Below are 19,533 nucleotides of genomic sequence, written 5' to 3'. Positions count from 1 at the left end.
GCTCACTCCCACAGGGATCTTCAGTGGCCACAGATTTGTGTACGACGACTAACCTGTGGGAGCTGGCTTGCCTGCGATGGCCGCGACTCGGTGTACCTGCTTACTCAGGAATCACCGCAATCACATCAATCTCCATCAACCACTGCGGCTGCCCCAACGCGGACACCACCAACCCGGTCGAAATCGGAAACACGCCCTTAAGCCATTTGCCGACTTCCTGATAAACCGGCTCGCGATACCGCGGATCGATCAGGTAGGTAGTGGTTTTCACGATGTGGCTAAGGTCGCTACCAGCCTCTTCCAGCAACTGTTTGACGTTGCGCATGGCTTGCTCGGTTTGCGCTCGCGGGTCGCCGAGGCCCACCAGGTTGCCTTCGAAATCAGTCCCGACCTGACCGCGAACATAAACGGTGTTGCCGGCCCGGACCGCTTGGCACAGGTCATTGTCCAGGCTCTGGTTAGGGTAGGTTTCCTTGGTGTTGAACATGCGAATACGGGTATGGGTTGGTGTGGACATTTGAAGCTCCTAAAGAAAAATGGCTCAAGCGCTGACGGTTGCTTTATGGGCGGCCGGGACGGTTTCCGCCTCGCGTTGCGCGGCGTCGTGGTAGTCGAGGTAGGAACGCTGGATGGCGATGTGATCAGCCACGTACTTGGCGTCGTGCCAAACGCCCCAGATGAACGAAGACCCGCGGCGGGACTGCCACGGCAGGCCGAGGAAATACACTCCCGGCTCACTCGACACGCCGCGCTGATGCGCTGGCTTGCCGTTGTCGTCAAAGGCATCAACCTTGAGCCAGCTGTAATCCGTGGCAAAACCGGTGGCCCAGATGATCGAGGTCACGCCGGCCTTGGTCAGGTCGAGTTCAAGAGTCGGGTGAGTCACGCATTCCGGATCGGAAAAGGTAATGCGCGCTTCAGGTTCTTCCGGCAGGTCCAGACCGTTGCGCTCGATGTAGGCGTCAGCCGCGTTGAGCAGCGCCAGATAGTTCTCATCGCCGCGCGCCAGGTTCTCCGCAAGGTTCGGTTGAAAAGTCGCTACGCCGCCGTTGAACGACTGGGTCAAGCCCACCAGCGTCATGCCGCGATGGGCCAGCCCACGGAAGTCCACGGTGCGGCCGCCATGTGCGCCGCTGACCGCGATGGTCACGTGTTCCCGGCCGGGTTTCATGGCCGCCTGATCCCATTCGCCGAGCACACCCAGCCACCAGCAGAAATCACGGTTGCGATAGGCGCGAGGAGGGCGGTCGTGGGCGCCGACCGAGAGATAAACCTTCTTGCCGGCCCGCTGCAGTTCATCAGCGATTTGCACGCCTGACGAACCGGCGCCGACGACCAGAACAGCCCCTTCAGGCAGTTGCGCCGGGTTGCGGTATTCGGCCGAGTGGATCTGGGTGAATGGCTGATCTTTAGGCGCGATTGGCGGGATAACCGGGCGCTGGAAAGGCCCGGTGGCAGCCACCACGCGGTTGGCCTCGATCACGCCTTCAGAGGTTTCAATGGTGAAGCCCGGGCGACCGACATTGCGCTCAACCTTCAGCACGTCAACGCCGGTGCGGATCGGGGCGTTGAATTTTTTGGCGTAGGCTTCGAAATAGTCGGCGACCCGCTCTTTCGGGGCAAAGTCGTCGGGGCTGAGGTCGTCGAAATCGAGACCGGGAAAACGGTCGTGCCAGGCTGGACCGTTGGCCACCAGCGAATCCCAGCGCCCGGTGCGCCAGCGTTCGGCGATACGGTTGCGCTCCAGCACCAGGTGCGGCACCCCGAGTTTGCTCAAGTGTTCACTCATGGCCACGCCAGCCTGACCGGCGCCAACAATCAGCGTATCTGTTTTTATTTTTTCAGTGGTCATCTCTATACCCTTCGAAGTTGGATTTAGGTCGGTAACGGCCTGCCATTTCTTGGGGTCAAGACTAGGGATCACCCTGGTATCGGTAAAATATTATTAAGCTGGCATTTGAGTATAAATAACTGATGCAGAGCGTTTGGTTCGGTGGCTCGTCCTTTAAACGCTAGGCGCTGGCATCGGCTTCATGCTCGTCGGCGAAGGCCATGAGCACCTCCAGGTCGAGTACATCCAGCTTGATTCGGGAAATAAAAGCGGAAAAGGCCAGGTTGGCGGCGAGCAGGCGCAGATCGGAGGCCCAGGCCGGGACATGGACCGGCCCCTGCAGCCAACCGGACTCGAAGAGCGGGGCCAGGCGAACGGTATCGCCCAGACTGAGGCGCCCGGCGAACAAATGGCCCACCAGTTCCGGCCGGTTGTCGCGGATCGCGAGGCGCAACAGGGTATGCACGCCGAGCAAACCGGTCAGGTAGGCGGCATCCTTGGTGAACGCCGAGCCGCCGCGCAGGTCGGCACCGCGGAACACCCGCTGGGTCGAGCGGAAGGACTCCTCTTGCGACTGACCCGCCGCCAGAAAACCTTCGAATACCTGAATGAAATCGGCGCCATCCAGCGCCTGTTGGACCGCGAGTACGCGCAGGGCGAGGCGGCGCAGGCGGTTGATGTCCATGCTGCCGGTGAACAGCTCGGCCAGGGTGGCGATGCCCTCTTGGGTCTGGGTCGTGCGTGGCGCCCCCAGGCCCAGGCTTTTGAGGTTGGGTTGCAGCGCGCCGTTTTGTGCCGTGGCGACATGCACGAAGGCCTCATGCTGCAACAGCTGGTTCTTGTCCAGTTCCGAGAACAGGGCGCTGGCACGCAGGCGGATGCGATTGGCCCCGGCGATGGCCTTGGCGGCCAGGGTCGGATCGAGCACGATGGTGATCCGGCCCGGTCCGAAGAAGCGGTCGAGTTCCGGTTGCATCCAGGCGGCGAAGACCTCGGCCGGGATGTCGGCCGGGCACGGTGGAATCCGCGCACCGCCCAGAAGGGCGTCGGTGGTCTTGAGGAAAAATTGGGCCGCGTCCAGCATGCTCAGTTTCAGGCGTGGATAGTAGAAGTCCGGGCGCCGGTACAACGCTGACGAATACTGCGTAAAGGCGGGGGTGCCAATGGCACCTAGCATTTGCCCCGCCGTCGCATAGCTGCGCGCCGTCATGGCGAGGTGACGCCCGGCCGGATGGCCCTCATCGCAGCGGCCGATAAAGGCTTCGAGGGCGGTGATGTCGGCGCTGTGGTCATGCGGGCGCAGTTCGACCTTGGGCAGTTCCGCCCGCCCGGCGCGCCAACGCGCGAGGAATACTTCCTCGACCCCGTCCGGCCAGGCCAGGGCCTCCAGCACGTGGATCTTGCGGGCCAGACCGGGTAGAGCGGCATCGAGTTCGGACAGGGGCGCGGCGCTCACAGAGATCTCCTTGGAAACAAGGTTCAATCGCAAAAGTTTAGTCGTTGTCGATACGTCGCGTTGTGATAGGTCAAGTCTGAACTAAGCTGTTCCGTGTGCTTGCGGATGCCGGGTCTTGGCCATCCAGGCACGGCTGAAAACCAGGACAGGACCACGCTGACGCAGCCGTGGCGAGGATGAGCGCATGCAAAGCACTGGAGAGCAAAAGCGGGCCCGTGTTCTTGATCCGGTCGACCGTGTCACGGAGGTCATCTTCGGCCTGCTCATGGCAATGACCTTCACTGGGACGATCAGCGTGGCCACGTCTGGCCAGGAGGCGGAGCGCACGATGATGATCGCCGCGCTGGGTTGCAACCTCGCCTGGGGACTCGCGGACGCCGTGATGTATTTGCTGCGGACCCTGATCGAGCGCACGCGCAACCGTACGCTTCGCACCAACCTGCTCGGTGCGACGGATGCCGCCGCCGGGCAAGCGCTCATTGCCGAGGCGTTACCCCCGCGTCTCGCAGCTGCGGCCGGCCCTGAAGAACTGGAATCGTTGCGTCGCCGCCTGGTCGAATATTCATCCATGCCGGTACAGCCGCGCCTCGGTTGGGATGATTTCAGGGGCGCTTTCGGCGTGTTTCTGTTGGTGGTGTTATCGACATTCCCGCTTGTCGTGCCGTTTCTGTTGCTCGACCAGACGGAGCTCGCCGTGCGCCTGTCTAACCTGATCGGACTCGGGGTGCTGTTCATCGCCGGTTGGATGCTCTCGAAGTACGCCGGCGCAAAACCGTGGCAAGGCGGTCTTGCGACGGCAGTCATCGGCGCTGTACTGATCACCGCGATCATCGCGCTCGGCGGATGAGCAGAAAGCAACCTACGCTGAATACCTATTGGCGACTGGCATCTATGAGGTCTTGGTCATGGCAAAGGACAAGAAGAAAGCCCCTAAGCGTAATGCTGCTGAAACCCTGAAGCTGAAAAACAAGGATTACCTGGAGCAACTGCGCGTCCTGCATGTCGAGTTGGTCAAGTTGCAGGAGTGGGTAAAAGCCAAGGGCATCAAGGTCTGCATCGTCTTCGAGGGGCGCGATGGCGCTGGCAAGGGCGGAACGATCAAGGCGATTACCGAGCGCGTGAGCCCGCGTGTCTTTCGGGTGGTGGCGCTAACGGCGCCGAGTGATAGAGAGAAAAGCCAGATGTATGTCCAGCGTTACCTGCCGTACCTGCCCGCGGCCGGCGAAGTGGTGATCTTCGATCGCAGTTGGTACAACCGGGCGGGTGTCGAGCGGGTGATGGGGTTCTGCACCAAAGCGCAGGTGGCCAATTTCCTGAGGACAACGCCTCTGGTGGAGCGGGCAATCGTCGACTCGGGCGTGATCTTGCTCAAATACTGGCTGGAAGTCAGCGAAGAGGAGCAGACCCGCCGGCTTCAGGAGCGCATCAAGGATGGGCGCAAAATCTGGAAACTGACCCCCATGGATCTCAAGTCATACAGCCGCTGGTATGACTATTCACGCGCGCGTGACGACATGTTCAAGGCAACCGACACCGATCATGCCCCCTGGCTGGTGGCCAACTCGAACGACAAGCGGCGGGCGCGCCTTAACATCATCAACGATTTGCTCAGCCGTATCCCGTACAAGGAAGTCGCACGCGAGGAGGTGGTATTGCCCAAACGGCAGAAGCCAGGCGGCTATCGTGACCCGGATTATCCGCACCGGCGAGTGCCCGAAAAATTCTGACGGACACGTTTAAACGAATCTGCGCTGTACACCTATAGGCCACAGCTCTATGAGCGATTCGGATTCTTCACCTCCCGTCCCGGAACCGGGCCGGATTGCACACCGCAATACCGGCGTGCAATCCGGCTGGAGCCGCTGGCTTCCCGGGCTTCGCACGCTGCGCGGTTACCAGGTGGCCTGGTTGCGTCACGACATCATGGCCGGGCTGGTGCTCACCACGATGTTGGTGCCCGTCGGCATTGCCTACGCCGTGGCATCGGGCGTACCCGGCATCTATGGCCTCTACGCGACCATCGTTCCGTTACTCGCTTACGCATTGTTCGGGCCTAGCCGGATTCTGGTGCTGGGCCCGGATTCCTCACTGGCCGCCGTTATCCTGGCTGTCGTCCTGCCCCTGTCGGGTGGCGACCCGCATCGCGCCATCGCCCTGGCGGGCATGATGGCGATCGTTTCAGGCGCCGTGTGCATCCTGGCGGGCATCATGCGTTTGGGCTTCATCACGGAGTTGCTTTCCAAACCGATTCGTTACGGGTACATGAACGGCATCGCGCTGACCGTATTGATCAGCCAACTGCCCAAGTTTTTCGGTTTTTCGATTGAGTCCGACGGCCCGCTGAGAAACATATGGGCGATCGTCACCGCGGTGATGGAAGGAAAGACCAACTGGACCACGTTCATGATCGGCGCAGCCACCTTGGTCGTGATCATGCTGCTCAAGGGCTTCAAACGCGTGCCGGGCATCTTGATCGCCGTGGCAGGCGCGACCATTGCCGTCGGTGTGCTGGACCTTGCCGCGCGTGCGGGTGTGTCGGTCCTCGGTGCTTTGCCACAAGGTTTACCGGCGTTCGCCATCCCCTGGATCACCCGCGCCGATATTGTCCCCGTGCTCATCGGCGGTTTCGCCGTCGCCCTGGTGTCGTTCGCCGACACCAGCGTGCTCTCGCGTGTGTATGCGGCGCGGACCCGTTCCTATGTCGATCCGAACCAGGAGATGGCAGGGCTCGGTTTTGCCAATCTGGCGGCGGGTTTTTTCCAGGGCTTTCCAATCAGCAGCAGTTCTTCACGTACCCCCGTGGCCGAAGCCGCAGGCGCCAAAACCCAGTTGACCGGGGTTGTCGGCGCTTTGGCCGTTGCCCTGCTGCTGATGGTGGCGCCGAACCTGTTGCAGAGTTTGCCCAGTAGCGCACTGGCAGCGGTGGTGATCGCCTCGGCCATCGGCCTGATTGAAGTCGCCGACCTGCGACGCATTTATCGTATCCAGCGCTGGGAGTTCTGGTTGTCGATCGTCTGCACCGTCGGCGTGGCCGTGTTCGGTGCGATCGAGGGCATCGGGCTGGCCATCGTGATCGCCGTGATCGAATTTCTGTGGGATGGCTGGCGGCCGTATTCCGCGGTGCTGGGGCAAGCCAAGGGGGTCAGGGGCTACCACGACATCCAGCGTTATCCCGACGCGAGCCTTATCCCCGGCCTGGTGCTGTTTCGCTGGGATGCGCCGTTGTTTTTCGCCAATGCCGAACTGTTCAATGACCGAGTGCTTGCTGCCGTGGCGGCGTCGCCTACGCCCGTGCGCTGGTTGGTCGTTGCGGCAGAACCCGTCACCAGTGTGGACGTGACCTCTGCCGACATGCTGGCTGAACTGGACGACACCTTGCACGCGGCGGGCATCAAGTTGTGCGTGGCCGAGATGAAGGACCCGGTCAAGGACAAGCTGAAGCGATTCGGGCTGTTCGCACGGCTTGGCGAAACGGCGTTCTTTCCAACCATCGACGATGCCGTCGACAGCTACCTGGTGATCCAACCGGTGGACGCGGCGCGCTGAGTGGCGTTGGCGTCACTCAGCGATTGTAATGCTGTTCACTTAAGCGCGGCTTCCACATTTGTGGCGAGGGGATTTATCCCCGTTGGGCTGCGAAGCGGCCCCAGCATCTTTTCAGACAGACTAAGTTGTCTGGATTACGACTGCTTCGCAGCCGAACGGGGATAAATCCCCTCGCCACAGGCTCTAGCTCGACTGAAGAATGTCTTAAGTGAACAGCATTACACTCAGCGCTTGGGGGTTTCTGACTTCAAGGTGCACGAAGAGCGAACCCGTACCAGAATGCACGAACCCGTTTTGATTCTGGAGAACCAAGATGATCAGCAAAAACACGATTTGTCTGTGGTACGACGGCACCGCGCTGGACGCTGCGACGTTCTACGCCAAGACGTTTCCCGACAGCGCTGTGGGAGCGGTCCTTCGCGCGCCTGGCGACTATCCGGCAGGCAAGCAGGGCGATGTCCTGACGGTCGAATTCACGGTGATGGGCATCCCTTGCCTCGGACTGAACGGGGGCTCGGGGGTCAAGCACAATGAGGCTTTTTCGTTCCAGGTGGCGACCGACGACCAAGCCGAAACGGACCGCTTGTGGAACGCGATTGTCGGAAATGGCGGCCAGGAAAATGTATGCGGCTGGTGCCAGGACAAGTGGGGATTGTCATGGCAGATCACACCACGTGTTCTGAGCGCCGCGATAGCCAATCCTGATCAAGCAGCGGCCAAACGCGCGTTCGACGCCATGATGGAGATGGGAAAGATCGACATCGCTACGATTGAAGCGGCTGTTAAGGGCTAACCCACGCTGCTGGGGGGTTACTGCGCTTTCCAGTGACCTCCACCCGACTCGCAATCAATTTTCGCCTGACTCAAATGCTCAGCGCCGTAGTAATACGTAGTGACCTGAGCATTGTTCGGAATATTCAGCGATGTGTTGCTCTTGTCCTTGCTGGTGGAGTGAGGATTGGCCAGCGATTCTTGGGTCAACGTGGCGATGCAAGTGGCCTGAGAATGATCGGCGCACTGTTCGACTTTTTTCTTGGTGCTGGTCAGCATGTCTTTGCTCTCGTTGCTGCATGACCAATCGATGGCGTTCACCGGCATGCCTTCGTACTCATAGCAGCTATGCGTTTCGACCACCGGCACGGAAGGGCTTTGAGAGCGGGTCAGCACGTCACAGCCTTCAGCCATGACCAGGGTGGGACTCAGGCTGGCCAGCAAAAACAGCAGTCTACTGTTCATCGGGATTTCCTCTCCAATGGCGCCTTGTTTGATCAAAGATCAGCGCTGATAGGGTTTCGAAAACGCGATGAGGCGCGAGGTTCCATTGGTTTTTTAGATCCGCTGTGGGAGGGGGCGCGAAAAAGCGCGGGCCCGATGGTATGCTCGCCGCGCCACGTGCTGGCAATCCAGGGAACACTCTTTAAGGAAGGGGATGACGGATGATCGATTTCAACAACAAAGGCTTTTTCAAACTCAAGCAAAACAACGAGTACGCAGAGCGAGTCACCGCGCTGCTGCTGGACGGCGAGCAGGTCATTGATGCCTATAAATCCATGCGCGACGGCGTGGTGTTTACCAACAAACGAATCATCGCGGTGAACGTGCAAGGCATCACCGGCAGCAAAAAAGACTTCACTTCGTTGCCCTACAAGAACATCGTCGCTTACTCCGTGGAAACCTCGGGCACCTTCGACCTGGACTCTGAGCTGGAAATCTACTTCTCGGCGCTGGGCAAAGTGAAGTTTGAATTCACCGGAAAGACGTCTATGGTCGAGATTTCCAAACTCATCTCACAGCATCTGTTGGGCTGATCCCGGATTTTCGAGAACGACATGAGCCAGACACTGGAACGTGCCATTGCCATCGCCGCCACCGCGCATGAGGGGCAGGTGGACAAGGGCGGAAGTCCTTACATCTTGCATCCGCTGAAAGTCATGTTGCGGGTCAACACGCTGGAAGAACGCATCGTCGCGGTGCTGCATGACGTGGTCGAAGACTGCGGCATCAGCCTTGATGACCTGCGCAAGGAAGGCTTCAGCGAAGCCGTTCTGACCGCCATCGAGTCGGTCACCAAAGTGCCGGGCGAGTCCTATGAAGCCTTCGTCGAACGCGCGGCGAAGAACCCGATAGGCCGGGTGGTGAAACTGGCGGACCTGGAAGAGAACAGCGACTTGTCGCGAATCGCGCAGCCGTCGTGGGAAGACCTGGAGCGCGTTGAAAAATATCGGCGGGCGATCGGCGTGTTGCGCTCCTGACGAGCCGAACAAATAGATCCCCATTTCCTTTCGGATTGCCCTCTCCCTGGCAGGAGAGGGCGGGTGCCAGCCTTAGGTGTGATGAATTTCCCGATCCTTGGTTTCCGGCAGGAAGAACGTGCCAAGAATGGCCGTCATCACAGCGATGACAATCGGGTACCACAGCCCGTAGTAGATATCGCCCGTGGCCGCGACCATGGCGAACGCCACCGTGGGCAGAAAACCGCCGAACCAGCCATTGCCGATGTGGTAGGGCAGCGACATCGAGGTATAGCGGATGCGCGCCGGGAACAGTTCCACCAGCCAGGCGGCGATCGGGCCGTAGACCATGGTCACGTAGATCACCAGGATGGTCAGGAGCAGCAGCACCATCGGGTAGTTGGTCTTGGCCGGGTCGGCCTTCTCGGGGTAGCCGGCGTCCTTGAGCGCGGTGCCGAGGGTGGCGGCGAAGGCGTCGTTCTTGACCTTGAAGTCGGCGGCCGGCATGCCGGTGCCCTCGAAGCTCGGGATCACCTTGTCGCCGATGCGGACCTGCGCGACGGTGCCCGGTTCGGCTTTCACGTTCTTGTAGGGAATGGCCCTCTTCGCCAACACGGTCTTGGCGAGGTCGCAGGAACTGGTGAATTTGGCCTTGCCCACCGGGTCGAACTGGAACGAGCACTGGCCCGGATCGGCAACCACCGTGACCGGGTTCTTCTCCTGCGCGATGAACACGTCGGGGTTACCGTATTGGGTCAACGCATGGAAGATCGGGAAGTAGGTCACTGCCGCCAGGATGCAGCCGGCCATGATGATTCCCTTGCGGCCGATGCGGTCGGACAGGCTGCCGAATATGACGAAGAACGGCGTGCCGATCAGCAGGGAGCCGGCAATCAACAGGTTGGCGGTCTGCGGTTCGATCTTCAGCGTCTGCAGCAGAAAGAACAGCGCGTAGAACTGCCCGGTGTACCAGACGACGGCCTGGCCGGCAGTGCCGCCGAGCAGGGCCATGATCACGATCTTGAGGTTTTCCCAGCGGGCGAAGGATTCAGTCAGCGGCGCCTTGGACGACTTGCCTTCTTCCTTCATTTTCAAGAACACCGGTGACTCGCTGAGTTGCAAGCGGATGTACACCGAGACGATCAGCAGCAGGATCGACAGCAGGAACGGAATCCGCCAGCCCCAGGCCTCGAACGCTTCTGTGCCGAGAATGGTTCGGCAGGCGAGGATCACCAACAGCGAGAGGAACAGCCCAAGGGTTGCCGTGGTTTGAATCCACGAGGTGAAGTAGCCGCGCTTGCCTTTCGGCGCATGCTCGGCCACGTAGGTCGCCGCGCCGCCGTACTCACCGCCCAGGGCCAGGCCTTGCAGCAGGCGCAGGCTGATCAGGATGATCGGTGCTGCCACGCCGATGGTCGCGTAGCCGGGCAAAAAGCCCACCACGGCGGTGGAGATACCCATGATCACGATGGTGATGAGAAAGGTGTGTTTGCGCCCGATCATGTCCCCCAGTCGGCCGAACACGATGGCACCGAAGGGGCGTACCGCAAAGCCCGCGGCGAACGCGAGCAGCGCGAAGATGAAGGACGTTGTCTCATTGACGCCGGCGAAGAAGTGCTTGGCAATGATCGCCGCGAGAGACCCATAAAGGTAGAAGTCGTACCACTCGAACACGGTGCCCAGGGACGAGGCAAAGATGACCTTGCGCTCCTCCTTGGTGATCCCGTGGTGGGGCGCGCTGCCCGTGGAAGTGTTGTCGATTGCGGCCATGAGTCTTCTCCGTCGTTCTTGTTATAGGCCGGAGTACCTCGTTACCTTTTTGCCGCACCCAGGCCCTGGGGCTGATGTCGTCGGATTACGGATTGCGCGAAGCATGCACACAGGCTGACGGCCTCGCATCGCTGCAAGGTTTCTTGAAGCATAATCGGCTTCGCGCAGATATCCACTCGCCATCACGTTTACCCCTGGGCTATCCCCCCTGTGAGCCGCATCGCGATCCGGCGCATCAGTTGTTGCGGGCAATTGTTTTCTGAATGAGATCTCTGCAAACCGGCCCTGTAGGAGCAAAGCTTGCTCGCGATGCTGTTGGCGTTCCCGAGGACCCCATCGCGGGCAAGCCATGCTCCTACAGATGATGTGCGCGTCACTTAATGTGGGAGCGTCTTGATCACGTACCCATAGGCTCGAATGCGATCACCTTCCGATTCTCTGCAAACCGGCCCTGTAGGAGCAAAGCTTGCTCGCGATGCTGTTGGCGTTCCCGAGGGCCCCATCGCGGGCAAGCCATACTCCTACAGATGATGTGCGCGTCACTTAATGTGGGAGCGTCTTGATCACGTACCTATAGGCTCGAATGCGATCACCTTCCTGTTCTCTGCAAACCGGCCCTGTAGGAGCAAAGCTTGCTCGCGATGCTGTTGGCGTTCCCGAGGGCCCCATCGCGGGCAAGCCATGCTCCTACAGATGATGTGCGCGTCACTTAATGTGGGAGCGTCTTGATCACGTACCCATAGGCTCGAATGCGATCACCTTCCTGTTCTCTGCAAACCGGCCCTGTAGGAGCAAAGCTTGCTCGCGATGCTGTTGGCGTTCCCGAGGGCCCCATCGCGGGCAAGCCATGCTCCTACAGATGATGTGCGCGTCACTTAATGTGGGAGCGTCTTGATCACGTACCCATAGGCTCGAATGCGATCACCTTCCGATTCTCTGCAAACCGGCCCTGTAGGAGCAAAGCTTGCTCGCGATGCTGTTGGCGTTCCCGAGGGCCCCATCGCGGGCAAGCCATGCTCCTACAGATGATGTGCGCGTCACTTAATGTGGGAGCGTCTTGATCACGTACCCATAGGCTCGAATACGATCACCTTCCTGCTTCAAGTACACGCCCTGCAGTTCCGGCGTGAAGCCAGGCAGTGAGTTGATGCCTTCCTCCAGCGCCAGGAAATACTTGAGCACCGCACCGCCCCATATTTCCCCGGGCACCACGCAGAGCACGCCGGGTGGATAGGGAAGCGCACCTTCGGCAGCGATGCGACCCTGCGCGTCGGCCAGCGCCACCAGTTCGACGTTGCCACGGATGAATTCGAACTGCGCTGCCTGCGGATTCATGGCCTTTTTCGGGAAGTGTTCCTTGCGGAACATCGCCTTCTGCAATTGCTGGACGTTGTGGGTGCGGTAGAGGTCGTGCATCTCCTGGCAGAGTTGGCGAATGGTGTAGTTGCGATAGCGCTCCTCGTGCTGCGCATAGATGGCCGGCAACACCCGGCTCATCGGCGCGTCATCACTGATGAAGCGTTCAAAGCGCGCGATCTGTGAAGCGAGATGAGTCATCTTCGCCCAGTCTTCGGCCGGGGTGAGCAGGAACAGAATCGAGTTCAGGTCGCACTTTTCCGGAACGATGCCATTCTCGCGCAGGAAGTTGGCGAGGATGCCCGCGTGGATGCCGAAGTCGGTGTAACTGCCATCCACCGGGTCGATGCCGGGCGTGGTGAACAGCAACTTGCAGGGGTCGATAAAGTATTGCTTGTCGGCGTAACCGCTGAAGGCATGCCAGCGATCCTTCGGATGGAACTCGAAAAAGCGGATGTCGTTGGCGATGTCCTCGGTCGGATGGTCCTGCCAGGGGCGACCGTCAATGGTGTCCGGCACGAAGGGACGAACCATGGTGCACGCTTCCAGAATCAACTTGCGTGCGTCGATGCCGAACTTCACACAGTCTTCCCACAGGCGCAGGCCACTGCGGCCGGAATGGATGCGCGCGTTCACATCCAGTGAGGCGAACAGCGGGTAAAACGGGCTGGTGGAGGCTTGGGCCATGAAGGCGTTGTTCAGCTGTGCATGGCTGCAATAACGGGCCTGGCCTTTGATATGGCGATCTTTCTTGTGGATCTGCGACGCCTGGGAAAACCCTGCCTGCTGTTTGTGCACCGATTGCGTGACAAAGATACCGGGATCGTTTTCATGCAGATCCAGCAGCAACGGCGAGCAGTCCTTCATCATCGGGATGAACTGTTCGTAGCCCACCCACGCCGAGTCAAACAGGATGTAGTCGCACAGTTTGCCGATGCGATCGACGACCTGTCTGGCGTTGTAGACGGTGCCGTCATAGGTGCCCAGCTGAATGATCGCCAGGCGAAACGGCCGTGGCAGCTCGGCCTTGTCCGGTGCGACTTCGCAGATGAGTTCGCGCAGGTAGCCTTCTTCGAAACAATGGGCGTCAATCCCGCCGATGAACCCATAAGGGTTGCGCGCAGTTTCCAGGTAAACCGGGGTAGCCCCGGCCTGGATCAACGCACCCTGGTGATTGGATTTGTGGTTGTTGCGGTCGAACAGCACCAGATCGCCAGGCGTGAGCAGCGCGTTGGTGACCACCTTGTTGGAGGCCGATGTGCCATTGAGCACGAAGTAGGTCTTGTCGGCGTTGAACACCTGCGCCGCGTGTTTTTGCGCCAGGAGGGCCGGGCCTTCGTGGATCAGTAAATCGCCGAGCTTGACGTCGGCGTTGCACATGTCGGCGCGAAACAGGGTCTCGCCGAAGAAGTCGAAGAACTGCCGGCCAGCCGGGTGTTTGCGGAAAAACTGGCCGCCCTGGTGGCCCGGGCAGGCGAATGTAGCGTTGGCCGATTCGGTGTAGTGCTTGAGCGCGTCGAAGAACGGCGGCAGCAGACTTTCTTCATAGGCTTTTGCCGCGGTCTCCAATTGGTTGCCATGGTATTCGGCGTTGTTGCGCGAGGGGTCAAAAATGCCATTCACCTGCAGCAGAACATCTTGCAGGTGCTGGTAGACGTCCCGGGCGCGGTTGCCGGAACCGGGGGAGGCGACGAGAAAAATGGGGATATCGAAACCGGTACGCTGCAGGGCGTCCAGGGCGCCCGCCATCACATCTTCTACAGAGAACACCGCAACCGCGACATCGGTGTAGTCGGTTTGATTGAGCGGAATTACTTCTCGGGAGGTCTGGAAACAATCGAACGCGGAATCACTGGCGGCAATTTTCAGGGCTGCTTTCATGCGGGGGGGAATCTCCTGGCGGACAGTCACTTGTCGGCTTTTTTCAAGAGATCAATTTAGCGAGGGCGACTTCAAGGCTCCCTGATCCAAATCATGTGGACACGGGTTTAGACCCTGTTGGGAAGGGTTACGGCTTTTCTACCGGCTTTTGCCAAGGACTGCCGACAGGCGTTCGACCACCTCTGTTTCGGCAACCCCTTCGTCGGCACCTTCATGAAAGACCGCGCAACTCGCCGCGTTTTCGCCATCTACGCAGCGATAGACCGCCACCACGCTGCCCGGACCGGCGCCGGTGTGTCCGCTCAACGACAGATCGCCCCTGACCAAACCCTGCATCAGGCCGAGACCGTAGCCCGGGGAAAGCCATGGGCGACCGGGAATCGGGCCGCCGAGGACGCGTGCCGATTGCATCGATTGCAGCAGTGGGTTTGGCAGAAGGTTGCCGGCCAGCAGACCGTCCAGACAAAGCGCGGCTTCCTCTAGCGGGCCAACCAGTAAACCGTGATAGACCCAGCCGGGGTCGTAGGATGGCGCGCTTCCCATGTTCACGCCCTCCAGATCGGCTCGCGTTTTGGCTAGGCGTACGCGGGATAAACCGAGGGGGGCGAACACACGTTCCGCGAGCGCATCGTCAAGCGAGCGCCCCGTCACGCGTTCAATCAGTCGTGCCACGAACAAGTAGCCGACGTTCGAATAGCGCCAACCGTCCCCGGGTGCGTAGCGCAACCGGCTGGCATCAAGGCGTTGCAGCATGTCATCGGCAGGCCAGGGCGTCTCATGGAGGGCCACGGCGTTGTGGTAGTCGGTGAGTTCGCCATAATCCGCCAGCCCGGCCTCATGCCGCAGCAGCTGGCGCAGAGTGAAGGGGCCTTCAGCGACGGTGTCGTCCAGGTTGATCAACCCGTCACGCACCAGTGACAGCGCCGCGGCCGCGAGCACGGTTTTGGTAAAGCTCCACCAGGGAACCGTTGTATCCGGCCTTTCAGGCGTGACGAGCGCGCCGTTCGAAACAAGGGAACACAGCATGAGTGGACTCTGGATGGAGGAGGGAGCGAATGGCCCTTGGCTTTTGCTGATTAGGCGTGACCCAACGCAATCGCGAACGAGACCACGATCATGCAGGCAAAGGCAAAATTTAGATTCATGAAGTTTTCATCCAAAACATGTGTGATGGCGCCATCTTGAATAGGTCACAAACAAATAAAAAATTCGGCTTCATGATTTGAATCATCGAAACAATTGATAGCTGGCTGGTTTGTGTTTATCCCGCGCTTTGGCTAGTCTCGCACAAACACGCAATTACACGCAAAAGCGGGCAAAAACATGCACGATTCACATTCAGCCGCCGAACTCCCTCATCTGCGCCGGCAAAAAATCCTGTTGATCCTCGAACGTGACGGCAAGGTCATGGCGGGCGAGCTGAGCCAGCATTTCGCGGTGTCCGAAGACACCATTCGCCGTGATCTGGCGGAGCTGGCGACTGCTGGGCTGGTGCAGCGGGTGCACGGCGGGGCGTTGCCGCGGCCCAAGGACACCGGCAAGGATTATTTCACCCGCGTCAGCGAAACCGATGAGGTGAAAACTCACCTGGCGCAACTCGCCGCACGCCAGGTACACAACGGCCAGATTGTGATTTTCGATTCGGGGAGCACGACGCTGCAGATCGCCCGATCGCTACCTTCGGACATTGTCATCACGGCCGTCACCGCCTCGCCGATGATCGCGATCACCCTGGCCGAATACAAAGGCATCACGGTGATACTGGCCGGCGGGCAACTCAACCCCGCGACCATGTCGGCCAGCGGACATGAAACCCTGCGGCTGATCGAGGGCATCAAGGCTGATCTGCTGTTCACGGGTGTCTGTGCGATTCACCCGGAAGTCGGCATCACCTCCCTGCATTTCGATGAGGTGCCGGTCAAACAGGCGATGCTCGCCAGCGCCTCCCATGTCGTAGCCGTCACCACTGCTGACAAACTGGGGGCGGTGGAGCCGTTCGTGGTCGCGCCGTGTCAGCGCATTCATACCCTGATTACCGAGCGCCACGTGGCGTCGGGCAATGTCGGGGACTATCAGAAGCTCGGGATTGAAGTGGTGCAGGTGGAGGCGTGAAGCGCGTCATGCTTCAGCCCCCGGTCACCGGCGGGAAAAAGGCGATCTCGTCGAAGTCCTCGATCGCCTGATCCGGGTGGCACAGCTCCTGGTTCAAGGCGCACATCAGGTTGTTTTCACCGAGCACCTCTGCCCAGACACCGCCACGCGCGATCAGCAGTTGGCGGACGTCGTCGATGCTTTTGAGGGTTGCCGTCAATGGCAGCTTTTCACCGCCAAGGTTCAGCTGCTCGCGATAGCGAGCGAAGTAACTGATCAGAATCATTGTGCGTCCTCCCACTGGACTAAGTTCAGGCTACGGATATTCAATGAGTGCGTCTAATCGCTTGTTCTGATTCAGTGATTAGTTACGTCGATCACCCTGTCTTAAAGTGCGTGAATACGTTGTTAGTTGAAAATAACAAGTGTCAGCTCTTTGGACTGAATAGCAACCTGGCTTCAGCAAAACATTTCTCGGCAATGGCCGAACGTGGCTCGGTTTTGCGCATGACGAGCCCCAGGGGCGCCAGCACACTGGCATCCGGCAGGTTGATGAACGCCAGATGTTCGATGGGCTCTTCCAGACCGCTGTCCAGCGGCATGATGGCGCAGCAGAAGCCTTCGTGAATCGCCTGGAGCAACTGGTACGTCGAATCGCTTTCCAGTATCGGCTGCGGGTTGAGCCCGCGGCTGCGGAAGCTCAGATCGATGGATTTTCGATAGTGCATGCCGTTGCTGATCATCCCCAGGGGCAGTTCGGCGGCGTCTTCCCAGCTCATTTCAGTGCCTTCGAAATGAAAGTGCCGCGTGTCGTACAGCAGGCCGACGCGGGTCTCGCCGATCTCGAAAGACTCGAAATAGTTCGGGTTGACGTGATCGAGGTAGCACACGCCCAAGTCCAGTTGATTGTTGCCAAGGCCTTCGATGATCTGGTCTGAACTGAGGGAACACAGGCTGAATTTCAGCTCGGGGAAGCTGCGGTTGAGGCCTTGAATGTAGCTGACGGGATTAAAGCTGCTCAGCGGCACCAGGCCCAATCGCAAGTTACCGACCAACTGGCCACGGCACGCGGCGGCTTCAGCGAAGAGCCCGTCGTGGGCGGCCAGTAACGTCTTGGCCCATGCCAGCACCCGTTCACCGGCTTGGGTAAAACCCTCGAAGCGTTGGCCCCGGGTGACCAGCACCAGGTCCAGTTCATCCTCCAGGTTGCGCAAGCGCATGGACAGGGTCGGCTGAGTGATGTGGCAGCGCGCGGCGGCCTGCCCGAAGTGTCGGGTCTGCTCCAGTGCGATCAGGAACTTGAGTTGTTTGATGTCCATGATGGCACCCGCTGGCGGAGGAATGAGAGGTAAGTATTGACTCAGGTGCCCAAGACACAAGGCTGGGCTGATGGCGTTAGGCGCAGACGATCTCACTGTCGTTGCCATGCGTCCAATCAGCAGTATTTAAGGGGTTATCGATGGGCTCTATCACTGGTCGGATTAATTGCAATTAACACCCACTTATTGTCGATAGATACGCTCGATAATCTGGTTGATTAGAGTGATTAGACAGTGCTTGTTTAAGCCATTTAGTCTCCGAAAGTTATTTAACTTATATCGGCCGGAGAATGACATGAGCGTGAAGTCTGATGCGTTATTTATACCGTTGAATATTGCCGTGCTGACCGTCAGCGACACCCGTGAATATGCCAATGACACGTCCGGGCAATTACTGGTCAGCCGCTTGCTGGAAGCCGGTCACACCCTGAGTGAACGGAACCTGTTGAAGGACGACCTGTACAAAATCCGCGCGCAAGTCGCGCACTGGATTGCCGATGAAGGGATTCAGGTGGTGCTGATTACCGGGGGCACCGGATTCACCGGCCGTGACAGCACGCCTGAGGCGGTGGCCTGTTTGCTGGATAAACAGATTGATGGCTTTGGTGAGTTGTTCCGCGCGATTTCCATCCTCGACATCGGCACATCCACGGTGCAGAGCCGGGCCTTGGCCGGGCTCGCCAACGGCACGCTGGTGTGCTGCCTGCCAGGCTCCACGGGCGCTTGCCGCACGGCGTGGGAGGGCATTCTTGCTGAGCAACTGGACGCCCGCCACCGTCCGTGCAATTTCGTGCCGCACCTCAAGCCTGTGCAAACATGCGGGTCACGGGGATGAATCGGTCACCGCTGATGCCAGTGGAAGAGGCCATCGCCCGTTTGCTGGAGATGGCCGAGGCGCAACGTCTTCAAGACAGCGAGCCGGTGCTGTTGAGTGAAGCTCGGCAACGGGTGCTGGCCAATGATTTGCTGGCGACGCTGGATCTGCCGCCCTGGCCGAACAGCGCCATGGATGGTTATGCCCTGAATGTGAACGACTGGCACGGCGAGCCACTGACCGTGTCGCAGCAGATTTTTGCCGGCAGGGCCCCCGAAGCGTTACGCCCGGGAACCTGCGCCCGCATCTTCACCGGAGCCCCCGTACCGTCAGGGGCCAACTGCGTGGAAATGCAGGAAAACACACAGGTGCTGGACGACGGCCGCGTCAGTTTCAAGCAGCCGCTGGCGGTGGGTGACAATATCCGCCCGCAAGGCCAGGAGAACCGTGCCGGGCAAGTGCTGTTGCTGGCCGGCAAGCGACTGGGGCCTTTCGAGTTGGCCGTCGCTGCGGCTCAGGGCTGCACCTATGTGCACGTGGTGCGGCGGCCACGGGTCGCCTTGCTCTCCACGGGTGATGAGCTGATCGATCCGGGAACGCCGCTCAAACCCGGCAGCATCTACAACAGCAATCGCACTTTGTTGAGCCATTGGCTGAGCGCATTGGGTTGCGAAGTCATCGATGCCGGCATTCTTCCTGACGAAGCGCGGCAGACGCGGCTCAAGCTCGAACAGTTGCAGCACGCGGCGGACTTGATTCTCACCACGGGCGGGGTGTCCGCCGGTGACGCCGATTGCCTCGGGCAGGTGCTGCGTGAGTGCGCCAAACCGCTGCTCTGGAAGCTGTCGATCAAGCCGGGCAAGCCGTTGACCGTGGGCCACTTTGGCACCGTGCCTGTGATCGGCCTGCCCGGTAACCCGACGTCGGCGCTGGTGACGTTTGGCCTGTTGGCGCGGCCTTATGTGTTGCGGATTCAGGGTGTCGAAGACGTCACGCCGTTGAGCTTCCCGATCAACGTCGGTTTTGCCTGGCCTAAACCGGGCAGCCGCAGGGAGTACCTCAGGGCGCGGCTGGAGGCGGGTCGAGCGGTGCTCTATCCGAACCAGAGTTCCGGCGTGTTGCTGGGCGCCTCATGGGCGGATGGACTGGTCGAGATTCCAGAGGGCTGCACGCTGGAAGTCGGCGACATGGCGCGGTTTATCCCCTTCAGCGAATTGTTCTGAAAACGAAACCCCTGT

General features: G+C 59.9%; 18 protein-coding genes. 9 read left to right on the top strand and 9 right to left on the bottom strand.

What is annotated here, in order from left to right; all coding sequences use genetic code 11:
• Window positions 1–100: 100 nt before the first annotated feature.
• The 3 genes from PMI27_RS20170 to PMI27_RS20180 form a co-directional block, all read right to left on the bottom strand.
• Window positions 101–517: a RidA family protein gene (locus tag PMI27_RS20170; protein ID WP_008027166.1), complete on the bottom strand. Its 417-nt coding sequence runs from the start codon at window positions 515–517 to the stop codon at window positions 101–103.
• 24 nt (window positions 518–541) lie between these two features.
• Window positions 542–1,852, bottom strand: a complete 1,311-nt coding sequence (locus PMI27_RS20175) for a flavin-containing monooxygenase (RefSeq protein ID WP_008151865.1) — start codon at window positions 1,850–1,852, stop codon at window positions 542–544.
• A 160-nt stretch (window positions 1,853–2,012) separates the two neighbouring features.
• Window positions 2,013–3,287: a flavohemoglobin expression-modulating QEGLA motif protein gene (locus PMI27_RS20180; protein WP_008151867.1), complete on the bottom strand. Its 1,275-nt coding sequence runs from the start codon at window positions 3,285–3,287 to the stop codon at window positions 2,013–2,015.
• Window positions 3,288–3,471: 184 nt separating this feature from the next.
• Between PMI27_RS20180 and PMI27_RS20185 the strand changes: the two genes are divergently transcribed.
• From PMI27_RS20185 to PMI27_RS20200, 4 genes are all read left to right on the top strand, one after another.
• Window positions 3,472–4,134, top strand: a complete 663-nt coding sequence (locus PMI27_RS20185; protein WP_008151869.1) for a hypothetical protein — start codon at window positions 3,472–3,474, stop codon at window positions 4,132–4,134.
• A 58-nt stretch (window positions 4,135–4,192) separates the two neighbouring features.
• Window positions 4,193–5,014 carry a polyphosphate kinase 2 gene (ppk2, locus tag PMI27_RS20190; RefSeq protein ID WP_008151870.1) on the top strand — a complete coding sequence of 274 codons (822 nt, stop codon included), beginning with the start codon at window positions 4,193–4,195 and terminating at the stop codon, window positions 5,012–5,014.
• 49 nt (window positions 5,015–5,063) lie between these two features.
• Window positions 5,064–6,833, top strand: a complete 1,770-nt coding sequence (locus PMI27_RS20195) for a SulP family inorganic anion transporter (RefSeq protein ID WP_008151872.1) — start codon at window positions 5,064–5,066, stop codon at window positions 6,831–6,833.
• Window positions 6,834–7,146: 313 nt separating this feature from the next.
• Window positions 7,147–7,626 carry a VOC family protein gene (locus tag PMI27_RS20200; RefSeq protein ID WP_008151874.1) on the top strand — a complete coding sequence of 160 codons (480 nt, stop codon included), beginning with the start codon at window positions 7,147–7,149 and terminating at the stop codon, window positions 7,624–7,626.
• 17 nt (window positions 7,627–7,643) lie between these two features.
• Here PMI27_RS20200 and PMI27_RS20205 read toward each other — a convergent pair whose 3' ends face one another.
• Complete coding sequence (locus PMI27_RS20205) at window positions 7,644–8,069, bottom strand: hypothetical protein (protein ID WP_008151876.1); 426 nt, start codon at window positions 8,067–8,069, stop codon at window positions 7,644–7,646.
• A 200-nt stretch (window positions 8,070–8,269) separates the two neighbouring features.
• Between PMI27_RS20205 and PMI27_RS20210 the strand changes: the two genes are divergently transcribed.
• Together PMI27_RS20210 and PMI27_RS20215 are read left to right on the top strand one after the other, a co-directional pair.
• Window positions 8,270–8,641: a PH domain-containing protein gene (locus PMI27_RS20210; protein WP_008151878.1), complete on the top strand. Its 372-nt coding sequence runs from the start codon at window positions 8,270–8,272 to the stop codon at window positions 8,639–8,641.
• A gap of 21 nt (window positions 8,642–8,662) precedes the next feature.
• Window positions 8,663–9,085, top strand: a complete 423-nt coding sequence (locus tag PMI27_RS20215; RefSeq protein WP_008151880.1) for an HD domain-containing protein — start codon at window positions 8,663–8,665, stop codon at window positions 9,083–9,085.
• A 72-nt stretch (window positions 9,086–9,157) separates the two neighbouring features.
• Here PMI27_RS20215 and PMI27_RS20220 read toward each other — a convergent pair whose 3' ends face one another.
• From PMI27_RS20220 to PMI27_RS20230, 3 genes are all read right to left on the bottom strand, one after another.
• The gene (locus PMI27_RS20220; protein WP_008151882.1) at window positions 9,158–10,834 is read right to left on the bottom strand and encodes an MFS transporter; all 1,677 of its coding nucleotides are present in this window, start codon (window positions 10,832–10,834) and stop codon (window positions 9,158–9,160) included.
• A gap of 1,041 nt (window positions 10,835–11,875) precedes the next feature.
• Window positions 11,876–14,071: an ornithine decarboxylase SpeF gene (gene speF, locus PMI27_RS20225; protein ID WP_008151548.1), complete on the bottom strand. Its 2,196-nt coding sequence runs from the start codon at window positions 14,069–14,071 to the stop codon at window positions 11,876–11,878.
• A 138-nt stretch (window positions 14,072–14,209) separates the two neighbouring features.
• The gene (locus tag PMI27_RS20230; RefSeq protein ID WP_008151546.1) at window positions 14,210–15,097 is read right to left on the bottom strand and encodes a serine hydrolase domain-containing protein; all 888 of its coding nucleotides are present in this window, start codon (window positions 15,095–15,097) and stop codon (window positions 14,210–14,212) included.
• A gap of 297 nt (window positions 15,098–15,394) precedes the next feature.
• Here PMI27_RS20230 and PMI27_RS20235 point away from each other — a divergent pair, with 297 nt between their 5' ends.
• Entirely contained in the window at window positions 15,395–16,183 is a 789-nt protein-coding gene (locus PMI27_RS20235) for a DeoR/GlpR family DNA-binding transcription regulator (RefSeq protein WP_008151543.1), read from the top strand.
• A 13-nt stretch (window positions 16,184–16,196) separates the two neighbouring features.
• On the opposite strand, the gene PMI27_RS20240 is transcribed toward PMI27_RS20235, so the two are convergent.
• Window positions 16,197–16,448, bottom strand: a complete 252-nt coding sequence (locus PMI27_RS20240) for a MoaD/ThiS family protein (protein ID WP_008151542.1) — start codon at window positions 16,446–16,448, stop codon at window positions 16,197–16,199.
• 142 nt (window positions 16,449–16,590) lie between these two features.
• Window positions 16,591–17,481: a LysR family transcriptional regulator gene (locus PMI27_RS20245; RefSeq protein ID WP_008151540.1), complete on the bottom strand. Its 891-nt coding sequence runs from the start codon at window positions 17,479–17,481 to the stop codon at window positions 16,591–16,593.
• 295 nt (window positions 17,482–17,776) lie between these two features.
• Here PMI27_RS20245 and moaB point away from each other — a divergent pair, with 295 nt between their 5' ends.
• Complete coding sequence (gene moaB / locus PMI27_RS20250) at window positions 17,777–18,316, top strand: molybdenum cofactor biosynthesis protein B (RefSeq protein ID WP_008151537.1); 540 nt, start codon at window positions 17,777–17,779, stop codon at window positions 18,314–18,316.
• Window positions 18,313–19,518 carry a molybdopterin molybdotransferase MoeA gene (locus tag PMI27_RS20255; RefSeq protein ID WP_008151535.1) on the top strand — a complete coding sequence of 402 codons (1,206 nt, stop codon included), beginning with the start codon at window positions 18,313–18,315 and terminating at the stop codon, window positions 19,516–19,518. The genes moaB and PMI27_RS20255 overlap by 4 nt, the downstream gene beginning before the upstream one ends.
• Window positions 19,519–19,533: the final 15 nt, after the last annotated feature.

Source organism: Pseudomonas sp. GM41(2012) (assembly GCF_000282315.2).
In the GTDB taxonomy this organism is placed as follows: Bacteria; Pseudomonadota; Gammaproteobacteria; order Pseudomonadales; family Pseudomonadaceae; genus Aquipseudomonas.
The sequence above is the reverse complement of the archived record's forward strand: the minus strand, read 5'-3'. Positions and strand labels throughout refer to the sequence as shown.

Bases quoted from the DNA above. Each gene is read 5' to 3' on its own strand.
- PMI27_RS20255 (WP_008151535.1), top strand. From the start codon at position 18,313: ATGAATCGGTCACCGCTGATGCCAGTGGAAGAGGCCATCGCCCGTTTG.
- PMI27_RS20240 (WP_008151542.1), bottom strand. From the start codon at position 16,448: ATGATTCTGATCAGTTACTTCGCTCGCTATCGCGAGCAGCTGAACCTT.
- PMI27_RS20215 (WP_008151880.1), top strand. From the start codon at position 8,663: ATGAGCCAGACACTGGAACGTGCCATTGCCATCGCCGCCACCGCGCAT.
- PMI27_RS20210 (WP_008151878.1), top strand. From the start codon at position 8,270: ATGATCGATTTCAACAACAAAGGCTTTTTCAAACTCAAGCAAAACAAC.
- PMI27_RS20195 (WP_008151872.1), top strand. From the start codon at position 5,064: ATGAGCGATTCGGATTCTTCACCTCCCGTCCCGGAACCGGGCCGGATT.
- PMI27_RS20170 (WP_008027166.1), bottom strand. From the start codon at position 517: ATGTCCACACCAACCCATACCCGTATTCGCATGTTCAACACCAAGGAA.
- ppk2 (WP_008151870.1), top strand. From the start codon at position 4,193: ATGGCAAAGGACAAGAAGAAAGCCCCTAAGCGTAATGCTGCTGAAACC.
- PMI27_RS20205 (WP_008151876.1), bottom strand. From the start codon at position 8,069: ATGAACAGTAGACTGCTGTTTTTGCTGGCCAGCCTGAGTCCCACCCTG.
- PMI27_RS20245 (WP_008151540.1), bottom strand. From the start codon at position 17,481: ATGGACATCAAACAACTCAAGTTCCTGATCGCACTGGAGCAGACCCGA.
- PMI27_RS20200 (WP_008151874.1), top strand. From the start codon at position 7,147: ATGATCAGCAAAAACACGATTTGTCTGTGGTACGACGGCACCGCGCTG.
- PMI27_RS20220 (WP_008151882.1), bottom strand. From the start codon at position 10,834: ATGGCCGCAATCGACAACACTTCCACGGGCAGCGCGCCCCACCACGGG.
- PMI27_RS20230 (WP_008151546.1), bottom strand. From the start codon at position 15,097: ATGCTGTGTTCCCTTGTTTCGAACGGCGCGCTCGTCACGCCTGAAAGG.
- PMI27_RS20175 (WP_008151865.1), bottom strand. From the start codon at position 1,852: ATGACCACTGAAAAAATAAAAACAGATACGCTGATTGTTGGCGCCGGT.
- speF (WP_008151548.1), bottom strand. From the start codon at position 14,071: ATGAAAGCAGCCCTGAAAATTGCCGCCAGTGATTCCGCGTTCGATTGT.
- PMI27_RS20185 (WP_008151869.1), top strand. From the start codon at position 3,472: ATGCAAAGCACTGGAGAGCAAAAGCGGGCCCGTGTTCTTGATCCGGTC.
- moaB (WP_008151537.1), top strand. From the start codon at position 17,777: ATGAGCGTGAAGTCTGATGCGTTATTTATACCGTTGAATATTGCCGTG.
- PMI27_RS20235 (WP_008151543.1), top strand. From the start codon at position 15,395: ATGCACGATTCACATTCAGCCGCCGAACTCCCTCATCTGCGCCGGCAA.